The organism is Chamaesiphon sp., assembly GCF_041738855.1.
Classification (GTDB): Bacteria; Cyanobacteriota; Cyanobacteriia; order Cyanobacteriales; family Chamaesiphonaceae; genus Chamaesiphon.
Genome location: NZ_JBGSPA010000008.1, coordinates 1 through 11159, shown reverse-complemented (window position 1 = coordinate 11159; position 11159 = coordinate 1). Strand labels below are relative to the sequence as shown.

The window sequence follows — 11159 nt, the reverse complement described above, 5'->3', positions numbered from 1 at the left end:
AATCAATGTTTTTTCAACTATTAATGATATTGATGGTGGATTTTAATGTGCCAAAAATTGAAAAAATTCTGCTGTTAGCCTAAAAGTGTTGAAATGCCTGAGTTTGAGGAGACAAAACTTCATCGAACTCAGGTTAGTAGGTGAGCACAAAGTAGTGCCGGATCTATTGCCAGTCGGGGATTGAATCTCGACCGATCCAGATCTGCGCTCCGATCTCGGGCTGATATATTGGGCGTAAGCCCTACGGCACCAATGCTCAGGCTAAAGGATCGGATTTAGGATTGCTACATTCAGTTATCAACTATCAATTACCTAACATCGATAACTAGTTTCTGATCGATGCTGCCAGTGCCTGAAAACTGCTGGGTGACATTGGTATTTTTGCCTGTAAAATTCACAGAGATAGTGTCATCAAGTCGGGGTGAAGTTCCAGATATCTCGACTTCATAACGTCCGGCTTTCATCATCGGAGCGAGATTTAATTCCAGGGACTTATTAGCGATCGTTTTGACTACTTTACCATTGATTTTTACTTCTACTCGCTGCATTGGGATTGGAGTATTGTTGGTCGAGCCGCGAACTCTGAGCAGATGTGGCTGAGTGAGATCGGCTCGATCGAGACTAATACTAGTAGATTGAATTTGGCCACCATCGTCATCGGTGTTAACGATGACACTACTTTGACTGATGACGATCGGATTGTCAATTGCTGTCGCCATTGTCACCGAGGAATGACTTAGTAAGAGTGCAGCCGTAACCGCAATTGACTGGAAAACTCGCATCGATTTTAGCTCCACCGAACTAGTATTAGCTTCAAACTCAACAGTATTACTCATCAATGTAGCGTAATTAGTGCAAATTTCAGGTACATCTTGTCTTATAATTTGCATTATTTAACCCAAGTTGCCACTTACTTCTTGCCTGCGGTTTTAACCGCTGTGAATGTAAGTAGCTGCCACATCAAAAGTCGATCGCACTAGCCGCAGCTTCATCCAAATATAGTGTAGCAGTGGGATACTTCCGTAAGATGGAAGCTGGACATGTTGGCGAAATCGCACCTGTGAGCATTGTTTTGACAATACCTGCTTTGCGCTCCCCCATTGCTAGACAGCAAATCTTTTTGGCTCGACAGATCGTCGGGAGCGTCAGTGTCAGCGCGTATTGGGGGACAGCTTCAAATCGATCGAAAAATCCGGTATTTACCTGCTGTTGTCGAGACTTGTCTGCCAATTTTACCAACTTGACTGGATAGCGATCGCTAAAATCCGCCACTTCGGGATCGTTAAAGGCAATATGTCCCGTCTCACCAATGCCCAGAAAACATAAATCGATCGGTTGTGCTGATAATAACTGCCCATAGCGATCGCATTCGGCGATCGGTTCGAGTGTATCGCCAGCTAGATAATGAAACTGGTGCAGTGTGACTTTTTGCGCTACTGTTTGGCGCATGAATAACTGAAAACTCGCCGGATGTGTCCCGCCAATTCCTAGATACTCATCCAAATGAAATAGCGTCATCTTGCCCCAATCAATCTCACCAACTGTCGTCAACTGCTGGAGTAGCTGCACCTGTGACGCACCAGAAGCTAGCATCGCGCTGGCACTACCCTGGCTCTCGATCGCTGTACTTAGGTAAGATTGGGTGTGGCTGACGAGGCTAGCGACTAGATCTGCCTCCTGACGATACACCTCAACTTGTAGAGCATCGACAGAGAAGGTACGTAATGGAGTGGGGATAGTCATAAATCATTTGGCGATCGACACATCGCCCGATCTTACCGCAAACGAGCGATTACAGATCCCTAAATCGATCGCTCGTACCCAATTTCAGCCCAGCTCTAACGATCTATTGAGCGCATTCACTATCCACCATCCACCCACTACCCACTACCCTAGATATCTACTTTGTCCCAGCTACAGTATCTATAATCCTTACCACGCTTCAGCCCGAGTATCGATAATTGACGACTCACGCAGAGTAGAGGGAGCAGATTGTACCCGACTGACAATCGTCGCAGTAGCGACCAAACCCAATCCTAGCAGCATCGCGATCGCCATAATTTTGCTAGTCAATAGCTGATGACTGGACTCAGTCTCGATCGAGCGACTGGATGAGATGGGGAGATCGTCATCATCTGCTAGCGGTAGCTGCTCTAGATCTGCGAGTACGGCTGTCGTACAATCGTAGCGATCGAGATAATCCACCCGTGTCATCTGTACCAAGATCGTCGCCAAGCGATCGCCGATCCTCGTCAGATCCCGCCATGTGACTTCCTGCTCGGCATCCTTGGGTAAGTGCAACGGATAATGTCCCGTCAGAAACTGGATCGCCGTCATCCCCAGCGCGTAAATATCACTACCGAAAGTGGCTACTCCAGCCGCCTGCTCTGGTGCCTGATACCCTGGAGTCCCAACTACCGTATGCGTCACCGATGAGTCACTCCCCAAATCTTGAACTGCACCAAAGTCGATCAAACACAGTTGACCATTGTCCCATCGCCGGATAATATTGGCAGGTTTGATATCACAATGGATCGCTTGCTGCTGATGCACATAACCCAATACCTTGAGCATCTCTCGCAAAAACCTAATTACCTTCGCTTCGCTCCACTGATGTCCGATCGAAAATTCCTTGCTCAGATCGTCTCCAGCCACAAAATCCTGAACCAGAAAAAAATCTCCCTGATGCTCGAAGCAATCTACCGTTTCGGGAATCTGAGTGTGTTTGAAGCGGGACAAGATTGCTGCTTCGAGCTTGAATAACTGCAACATCCGAGGATGCTCGACCTTCGGGCGCAGTTGTTTGACGACACATTTGGGTTCTCCCGGTACGGTCAGATTTTTGGCGAGATAAGTATGGGCAAATCCACCTTTGCCAAGCCGTTTGATAATTTGGTAACGACCATCCACGATAATATTCATGGGCTGAAGTAAGCATAAATTGCTATTAAACTTCTCAGCTTATATAATCCTTGATATTAACGATCTAAACTGTATGCCGTGAGACAATTGAGCTTGAGAATCGATTAAATAATTGACAGTTGACAGCAACACCGCAAATGACTCGATCTCGATTACTCGTCCTCTACCCAAGCAATAGACACTCGCAATCCACTGTCTTGATTCGCTGCTTGGTGCGCTTCCATGGTCAACTGGGCGGGTGACCCGACCAGTGGGGAATAAAGGCGGGAGCGCATCCGCTAAACCGTCGGGGAACAAAGGCGGGAGCGAATCGCCATCCACTATCCACCATCCACTCACTACCCTAGCTAGCTAATTTGACACTAGGAACGGAGTAAGTAATACGATCGATCGACCACTGTTATGACTCAAGTTATTGCCGCTTTTTATAAATTTGTCACCTTAGTTGACTACGCAGATCGTCGTCAACCCTTGCTCAACTTGTGCCAACAGCATCAGATTAAAGGCACAATCTTGTTGGCAGCCGAAGGGATCAATGGGACGATCTCGGGTACTCGCTCGAGTATCGATGCCATCCTCGCCGCTCTCACCGCCGATCCCTGTTTTGCCGATCTCGAACACAAAGAAGCGATCGCTACCAAACCGCCATTCGATCGGCTCAGAGTCCGACTCCGCCCCGAAATTGTCACCCTCGGCATCCCAACGATCGATCCTGCCAATCTCGTCGGCACCTACGTCAAACCCCAAGACTGGAACGCCCTGATCGCCAATCCTGACGTACTTGTCATCGACACTCGCAACCAGTACGAAGTCGAAATCGGTACCTTTGCAGGTGCGATCGATCCTCACACCGATGCCTTCAACGAATTCCCCGCCTACGTCGCCACTCACCTCGATCCCCAGCACCACAAACACATCGCCATGTTTTGTACTGGCGGTATCCGTTGTGAAAAAGCCACCTCCTACCTCCTCTCCCAGGGCTTCGAGCATGTCTACCACCTTCAAGGCGGCATTCTCAAATATCTAGAGGAAATCCCCGCCACCGAAAGCCAATGGGAAGGCGAATGCTTTGTCTTCGACGAGCGCGTCGCCATCACTCATGGACTCGCACCAGGCACCCATCAGCTCTGCTGGGGCTGTGGCAACCCGATCTCTCCCGCCGACATCAATTCACCCCACTACGAACCAGGCATCTGTTGTCTGCGCTGCTACCCCACGCTCACGCCAGCACAACGCGCCAGCCGCACCGAGCGATCGCGGCAATTCCAACAAGCAGCAAATTGTCTGTCCATTGATGTCGATCGCCAAATTGATTAGCCGTTCGCGATCTTACTCAACACTCGATCGCTAGCTGCTCGGTCTAATCCTTTTGATAGAGGAACATCCTCGTGTGTAAGTTGTAAGCTAAGGGAGCAGAGTGTTACTGCCGACATGACCTGGACAACCATCCTGTCATTCGTGCTGTCTGCGACCATTTTGGTGTCGATCGTCGGTTGGCTGATAGTGACTGAAATCTTACCACGTCGGCAATATAACGATGCCGAGCGTAACTTTTTACGCATTTAAATCCAAAATTGTCAAACCAGCGTAGTAACAGGTGCAGGTAGATTCTGCCTGTTAACTAATCTTCTGCAATATCACCATATTCAAGAGATAAACATGGCATCATCTTTTATTGCGCTCAGTGACAATAATGTCCTCGTATCTTTTAATTCCAACAATCTGTCTCGGGTGAGTTCTATCCCTGTGACAGGCATAGACGGTTCGCTGCTGGGCATCGATACGCGTCCGGCAAATGGGCTGATTTATGGGATTACGACGGCAAACAAGATTTATACGATCGCGCCCACTACAGGCATCGCTACTCAAGTCAGCACTCTAGACACCCCTTTTACGGCAACATCAGTATCGGGATTTGACTTCAATCCAGTCGCCGATCGCCTCCGCCTCGTCGGGGACAACGACCAAAATTTCCGCATTAATGTCGATACGGGCGCGGTGACTGTTGATGGCACTCTCGCTTTTGCGACAGGCGATGTCAATGCTGGTGATGACCCGATCGTCACCGCCGCCGCTTATACTAATTCCTTCGCGGGGACGACCGCAACCCAACTTTACGATCTCGATGCGCAACAGGATATTTTAGTCCTGCAAAACCCGCCGAATAATGGTACTTTAGCGACAATTGGTGGTCTGGGTGTGGATTTTGGACCCTCAAGCGGGTTTGATATTGTCTCATCCTCGCTGGGTAACAATGCCGCCTTTGCTACTGCCAATGGCAAGCTGTACTCGATCGATCTGGGCACAGGAGCTGCAATGAACCTGGGTAATATTGGTTCGGGATCTAACCAGATCTTTAGGGGATTGATTGCCGCACCAGCTCCAGACATCGATCCAATTGCGGTCAATTCCCAGTTTCTAGGGTTAACCAATGACAACCAGCTCTTGTCTTTCAACCCCAGTAGCCCCAGTCAGACATCCACAATCCCGATCGTGGGTGTCGATGCGCCCCTACTCGGCATTGATACGCGTCCGGCAAATGGGCTGATTTATGGGATTACGACAGCAAACACGATTTATACAATTAATCCTAATACAGGGATTGCGACTAAAGTCAGCACTCTGAGTACCCCGTTTACAGCAACGTCAGTATCGGGGTTTGACTTTAATCCCGTTGCCGACCGCTTACGCTTAGTCGGGGACAACGACCAAAATTTCCGCATTAATGTGGATACGGGCGCGGTGACTGTCGATGGCAATCTGGCTTTTGCCACAGGCGATATCAATGCCAGCACCAATCCCACAGTTACGGCAGCAGGATACACTAATTCCTTCGCCGGAACAACCACCACTCAGCTCTACGATATCGACGCCGCTCTCGATACATTGGTGTTGCAGAACCCGCCCAATAACGGCACCTTAGCCACGATCGGTAAACTGGGCATAGATGTGGATGCTCTTACTGGTTTTGATATTGTTTCTACCAGTGATGGCAAGAATGCTGCTTTTGCAGTGTCAAACTCAACCTTGTATGGTGTCGATCTATTAACGGGTCAAGCTACTAATGCGGGCACCATTGTCTCATCATCGACCGATCCCGCTAAGTTGCGAGGGCTAGCTACGGTTAATAGCTCCAAGATTGTGAATCCGATCGCGACTAACTCCCGATTCCTCGCTTTATCTAACGCCAATACTCTAGCTTCTTTCGATCCTGGCAATCCTCGTGCGGTGCGATCGATCGCCGTAACTGGGCTAAACAGTGGCGAAACCCTGCTAGGCATCGATACCCGCCCAGCCAACGGTCTGATTTACGGACTCACTACTGCTAGTAACCTGTACACGCTCGATCCCAATAGCGGTGCCGCATCCTTGGTGAGCACCCTGAGTCAGCCGTTTGCGGGCACAACCGTTACGGGTTTTGACTTCAATCCGCTCGCCGATCGCTTACGCCTAGTCGGTGATGACGACCAAAGTTTCCGCATTAATGTGGATACAGGCGCGGTGACTGTCGATGGCAATCTCGCCTATGCCACAGGCGATGCCAATTTCGGTGCCAATCCAGCAGTATCAGCGGTAGCATACACCAACGCGATCGCTAGCCCGACCTCCACCCAGCTCTACGATATCGATACCAACCTGGATGTTCTCACCTTACAGAATCCACCCAATAACGGCACGTTAACCACCGTTGGCGCGCTGGGAACTGACTTTGGTACATTAAGCGGCTTCGACATTATTTCTACTGCTGAGGGCACAAATGCCGCCTTTGCGGTGTCGAATTCTACCCTTTACAGTATCAACCTCCAAACTGGTGCAGCCTCAAGTTTAGGCGCGATCGGCTCTGGTGGGAACACTTACCAGGGACTTACTACTGTTGCTAAGGCGATCGTTGCGCCTACCACTGTGTCGCTAAATGCCAATAATGCGGGACTGGTAAATTCGGCGGCTTATGATATCACCGGAGCGAGTCGAGTCGCTGTCGATTTGGGCAACAATCCAGCTACAGCTTCTAGTGCTGGCTTTGATAACTTTGTGGGGTTGTATGAAGTAGCCGATAGTTTGGGGGGGATCGATACCAATGGCGACGGCATCGTCGAACTGCTACCTGGAGATGCTGCCTATGCCAGAACGGCGATCGGCAATCGGGTGGATAACTTTACCATCCGTACGGGCGGCAATATTAGCAATGACACTACTCCTACCAATTTTGGCAATGTGTTCTTGACAGGGGGCAAATTCTATATGCCATTCGTCATCGCCAATCTGGGCAACTCAACTCCAGCAGACTTTTTAGCGAAGAATCCCAACAACCAAGCAGCTACCAAGATTGATGACCAAGTGGCTTATTTTGGCATTACTAGTGCCAATCCTGATGGAGTCAGCCACCTGCGCTCTCTGGGCAACAATACCTTCGGTTTTGAGGATCTACCCAGTAATTTAGGGATTTCTGATAATGATTTCAATGATGCTGTATTTCAGATCGGCTTCAGGGTAGTTTGATGCTACTTTATTCATCTGCGCTCTAGCGACCTGAGATATCTCAATTAATAAAAGTAAGGGCAATGTCTTGTCTGGCTAAACCCTCTCCTTCGGAGACGCTGCGCGTGGGCGTAGCCTGCGCCTTGCGCTTACGGCAAAGCCCACGTATGGCGATCCGTTGTCTTGTCGGTTTTTTTATTCGGAGGGAACCTCCGAATAAAAAAACCGCTTCATGAATTGCCCCTACCCTAAATTTCAGGTATTGCTTTAGGATTGCTAAGATAACAATATACTCAGCATAAGTTTAGAAGTTCATGCAAGCAGAATACCGCCACCGTCGGGAACAGTTCATGTCCAAAATTGGCAATGGCACCGCGATCGTCGGTAGCGCGCCGATGGCTACCATGCACAGTGATGTCGAATATACCTATCGTCAAGATAGTGACTTCTACTATCTCACTGGATTCAACGAACCCAACGCCGTCGCCGTGATCGCCCCTCACCACGACGAACACAAATTTATCCTGTTCGTGCAGCCCAAAGAACGGGAAAAAGAAATCTGGACGGGATACCGCGTCGGTGTCGATGCTGCTAAAGAAAAGTATGGCGCAGACGAAGCCTACCTAATTAGCGAACTCGATGAAAAACTCCCCCAATATCTTGAAAAAGGGGACAAAATCTACTATCACATGGGGCGCGATGAACAACTTAACAATAAAGTAATCAAGCATTGGCAACGCCTCCTCCGCTCCTATGGTAAACGCGGTACGGGGCCGATCGCGATCGAAGATCCCTTCCTCACTCTCCATCCCCTACGACAGATCAAAAGTTCCGCCGAACTGGATCTCATGCGTGAAGCCGCCCGCATTGCCGCCCTCGCTCACGAACGCGCCCGCCAAATTGCCAAACCAGGTGTGAATGAATACGAAATCGAAGCCGAAATCGAATACATCTTCCGCAAAAACGGTGCAATGGGTGTCGCTTATCCTTCGATCGTCGCAACTGGCTCCAATGCCTGCGTCCTCCACTATATCGAAAATAACAGTATCCTCCAAGACGGCGACCTACTGCTGATCGATGCAGGCTGCTCCGTCGGCTATTACAACTCCGATGTCACCCGCACTTTCCCCGTCAACGGCAAATTCACCTCGGAACAAAAAATCATCTACGAACTCGTACTAGATGCCCAAATGGCGAGTATCGAGCAAGTCAAACCAGGCACAACTTGGAAGGACTTCCACCATACCTCCGTCCAAATCATCACCGAAGGCTTAGTCAATCTGGGACTTCTCACTGGGGATGTCGATACCCTGATCGAAGAAGGCAAATACAAAAACTTCTACATGCACGGTACCGGACACTGGCTCGGCTTGGATGTCCACGATGCGGGGATCTACATGCACGGAGCTGAAACCTGGTACCAATTCCAACCAGGGAATATCATCACCGTCGAACCTGGGATCTATATCTCCCCCGATATCGAAGCCGCTGAAGGACAACCCGCGATCGATGACTGCTGGAAAGGGATCGGCGTCCGCATCGAAGATGATGTCCTCGTAACGGCTACCGGAAACGAAGTCCTCACCGCCGCCATCCCCAAATTCGTCGAAGATCTCGAATCCCACTAAAAAATCCCCTCCTTGGAGTGACGTTAAGTCCAATTGAACGTCAACATAACCGTTCTTTAGCACGACTGAGGATCGTAGTTGAACACGTTAACCGCAAACTTAAAATATTTCGGATTTTGGCTGAACGTTATCGCAATCGCCGCAAACGTTTTGGTCTCAGATTTAACCTCATTTCCGCTATTCTCAATTTTGAACTTGCTTCTCCCTCGGGATTCACGTAAGAGGTCTAAGTAAGTAGGTGCAATTATTTATAAAATAGATTATGCGTAAAACCTAGCTGGTGGGCAGTGCCCACCCTACGCGATATCTTATATTTAATTACGCCTATCTACTTATTTTAAAAATTAGTTTATCTATCGCCATTGTAAAGCCAACTGCGCGATCGCTAACATCCTCCAGTAACTGAAAATTGTAACGATTTTAGATCTTAATACCTGAATGCCTATTCATGTGTTAGGATATTAAGATAACTCAAAAAAAACCACCATGTCTACTGTTACCCAAATGAAATGTGCTTGTAACTCCTGCCTGTGCGTAGTTTCACTCTCAGATGCGATCCTCAAAGACGGCAAACATTACTGTGGTGATGCTTGTGCTAATGGCCATCCCGCCGGACAAGGTTGCGGACACACAGGCTGTGGTTGCAACGCTTAAATGTCAAATCAATCATCTCCCAAAGTGACGATCGAGAACATTGAGGATGGGGAAGATCTCTGTTGTGAGGCTTCCCATCTAGCTCACTCTGATGACGCAAATGCTATTCTCCCCGAAATGCTTACGGTGGAAAAGGCACAGCGGCTGTCAGAGTTTTTGGGCTTTTTAGCCGATCCCAATCGATTGCGAATCCTTTCGGTTCTCGCCGCAAAAGAAATGTGCGTCGGGGATTTAGCCGCGCTGTTGGAGATGAATGAATCGGCTGTATCCCATCAGTTAAGGACACTCAGGGCAATCCGATTAGTCAATTTTCGCAAGCAGGGACGGCATGTATTTTATAGCTTGCAAGATCGGGAGATTCTCAATTTTTATCAGTCGGCAATCGATCGGCTCGATGCAACAATCTAGACTTTAGTTAAGTTCTCTCCCAAATTAAGGTATTGCAACTTTGTTGGTATTCGAGGCTAAGTTATTTTGAGGTTGTCGGTTGAGGCAAAAACTTTACTCAGCCTCTTGTTATTTAAAATAAGTGCATATACACTTAAATGATGGAAAAATATCCTAACCCAATCAACTCAACTGAATTAGGTCAAGTGGTTTCCTCGTGTGCCTGTTTCAATCTCCGCAAAGCTTCTCGGGTCGTCACGCAACACTTTGATGAAATCCTTAAGCCGAGTGGTTTACTCATCACTCAATTCACCATCTTGGTGGCGATCTCAATGGCAAAGTCAGGAACCATCAACGAGCTAGCGGAGCGTTTAGTCATGGATCGCACTACCTTAACCCGCAATCTCAAACCGATGGAGCGAGAGGGATGGTTAAAGTCCGATTCCGGGCAAGATCGGCGAACTCGTGTGATTAGCCTGACACCCAACGGAGAAGCTGCGTTAGCGAAAGCATTACCGTTGTGGAAACAAGCTCAGAATGGCGTGGAGGAAACGCTTGGACAACAACGCTGGAACGCGCTACTTTCCCACCTTGCTGAGACTACCGCGCTCATTCGTTGAGGTTAAATTTTTCCACAAAACGTGTATATACATTTTATTAGATCGTTCAATGAATTTTGGAGGCTTCTATGGTTTCTTTATCCTCGCATCAGCGACATCATATCGCACAACGACTACTTTCTATCATTAGCTTCTGGGGATTCAGTGTGGCAGTCAGCAGCTATTTTGGACTTTTTATCACCTTTCCCTTGCCATGGTTTGCTTTGCTCGTAACGTCAGTTCGACAAATGTGGGGTGAGGAAATCGATACGCCTTACCCCATAACTTGCAACTAGGTTAGAAAGTAAACGTAGTCCGCAACGCACCAATCACCGCCCCAGTACTATTTGCATCCTGATTGGGTGCCGTCAGATAAATAATTCCTGGCGTGATACTGAGATTGTCACTGACCTTGAACTGATAAAATCCCTCCAGATGCAGTCCAGCTTTCGTATCCGAGCTACCATCACTCGCAGCAGTTACCCGTGGT

At 48.6% G+C, this 11159-nt stretch carries 11 protein-coding genes and 1 pseudogene; 8 read left to right on the top strand and 4 right to left on the bottom strand.

Annotated features, from left to right (window positions below; translation table 11 throughout):
• Positions 1–308: 308 nt before the first annotated feature.
• The 3 genes from ACEW9I_RS01625 to ACEW9I_RS01615 all read right to left on the bottom strand — a co-directional run bounded on the left by ACEW9I_RS01625 (position 309) and on the right by ACEW9I_RS01615 (position 2922).
• The gene (locus tag ACEW9I_RS01625) at positions 309–836 is read right to left on the bottom strand and encodes a hypothetical protein (protein WP_373538632.1); all 528 of its coding nucleotides are present in this window, start codon (positions 834–836) and stop codon (positions 309–311) included.
• Between the two features lie 124 nt (positions 837–960).
• A complete protein-coding gene (locus tag ACEW9I_RS01620) occupies positions 961–1737 on the bottom strand; it encodes a glucosamine-6-phosphate deaminase (protein ID WP_373538633.1) in 777 nt (258 codons plus the stop codon).
• 195 nt (positions 1738–1932) lie between these two features.
• Complete coding sequence (locus ACEW9I_RS01615) at positions 1933–2922, bottom strand: protein kinase (RefSeq protein ID WP_373538631.1); 990 nt, start codon at positions 2920–2922, stop codon at positions 1933–1935.
• 402 nt (positions 2923–3324) lie between these two features.
• On the opposite strand from ACEW9I_RS01615, the gene ACEW9I_RS01610 reads away from it, so the two are divergent.
• From ACEW9I_RS01610 to ACEW9I_RS01575, 8 genes and pseudogenes are all read left to right on the top strand, one after another.
• On the top strand, positions 3325–4239 hold the full coding sequence (locus ACEW9I_RS01610; protein WP_373538630.1) for a rhodanese-related sulfurtransferase: 915 nt from the start codon (positions 3325–3327) through the stop codon (positions 4237–4239).
• Positions 4240–4353: 114 nt separating this feature from the next.
• The gene (locus ACEW9I_RS01605; protein ID WP_373538629.1) at positions 4354–4488 is read left to right on the top strand and encodes a hypothetical protein; all 135 of its coding nucleotides are present in this window, start codon (positions 4354–4356) and stop codon (positions 4486–4488) included.
• Between the two features lie 93 nt (positions 4489–4581).
• On the top strand, positions 4582–7422 hold the full coding sequence (locus tag ACEW9I_RS01600; RefSeq protein WP_373538628.1) for a DUF4394 domain-containing protein: 2841 nt from the start codon (positions 4582–4584) through the stop codon (positions 7420–7422).
• 293 nt (positions 7423–7715) lie between these two features.
• Positions 7716–9029, top strand: coding sequence for an aminopeptidase P N-terminal domain-containing protein (locus tag ACEW9I_RS01595; protein WP_373538627.1), 1314 nt, complete (start codon positions 7716–7718; stop codon positions 9027–9029).
• A pseudogene (locus ACEW9I_RS01590) lies at positions 9029–9250 on the top strand (transposase family protein); the annotation flags it as partial. The gene ACEW9I_RS01595 and the pseudogene ACEW9I_RS01590, both read left to right, overlap by 1 nt.
• 265 nt (positions 9251–9515) lie before the next feature.
• Positions 9516–9683, top strand: coding sequence for a metallothionein (locus tag ACEW9I_RS01585; RefSeq protein ID WP_373538626.1), 168 nt, complete (start codon positions 9516–9518; stop codon positions 9681–9683).
• Positions 9684–10091 (top strand): ArsR/SmtB family transcription factor, encoded by a 408-nt coding sequence (locus ACEW9I_RS01580; protein WP_373538625.1) that lies wholly within the window; start codon positions 9684–9686, stop codon positions 10089–10091.
• 137 nt (positions 10092–10228) lie between these two features.
• A complete protein-coding gene (locus ACEW9I_RS01575) occupies positions 10229–10690 on the top strand; it encodes a MarR family winged helix-turn-helix transcriptional regulator (protein ID WP_373538624.1) in 462 nt (153 codons plus the stop codon).
• 276 nt (positions 10691–10966) lie between these two features.
• On the opposite strand, the gene ACEW9I_RS01570 is transcribed toward ACEW9I_RS01575, so the two are convergent.
• A partial coding sequence (locus tag ACEW9I_RS01570; RefSeq protein WP_373538623.1) for a carbohydrate porin occupies positions 10967–11159 on the bottom strand: 193 nt, incomplete at its 5' end.

Excerpts from the sequence above, each read along its gene's own strand:
- ACEW9I_RS01585 (WP_373538626.1), top strand. The coding sequence starts at position 9,516 with ATGTCTACTGTTACCCAAATGAAATGTGCTTGTAACTCCTGCCTGTGC.
- ACEW9I_RS01600 (WP_373538628.1), top strand. The coding sequence starts at position 4,582 with ATGGCATCATCTTTTATTGCGCTCAGTGACAATAATGTCCTCGTATCT.
- ACEW9I_RS01610 (WP_373538630.1), top strand. The coding sequence starts at position 3,325 with ATGACTCAAGTTATTGCCGCTTTTTATAAATTTGTCACCTTAGTTGAC.
- ACEW9I_RS01605 (WP_373538629.1), top strand. The coding sequence starts at position 4,354 with ATGACCTGGACAACCATCCTGTCATTCGTGCTGTCTGCGACCATTTTG.
- ACEW9I_RS01625 (WP_373538632.1), bottom strand. The coding sequence starts at position 836 with ATGAGTAATACTGTTGAGTTTGAAGCTAATACTAGTTCGGTGGAGCTA.
- ACEW9I_RS01575 (WP_373538624.1), top strand. The coding sequence starts at position 10,229 with ATGATGGAAAAATATCCTAACCCAATCAACTCAACTGAATTAGGTCAA.
- ACEW9I_RS01615 (WP_373538631.1), bottom strand. The coding sequence starts at position 2,922 with ATGAATATTATCGTGGATGGTCGTTACCAAATTATCAAACGGCTTGGC.
- ACEW9I_RS01580 (WP_373538625.1), top strand. The coding sequence starts at position 9,684 with ATGTCAAATCAATCATCTCCCAAAGTGACGATCGAGAACATTGAGGAT.
- ACEW9I_RS01595 (WP_373538627.1), top strand. The coding sequence starts at position 7,716 with ATGCAAGCAGAATACCGCCACCGTCGGGAACAGTTCATGTCCAAAATT.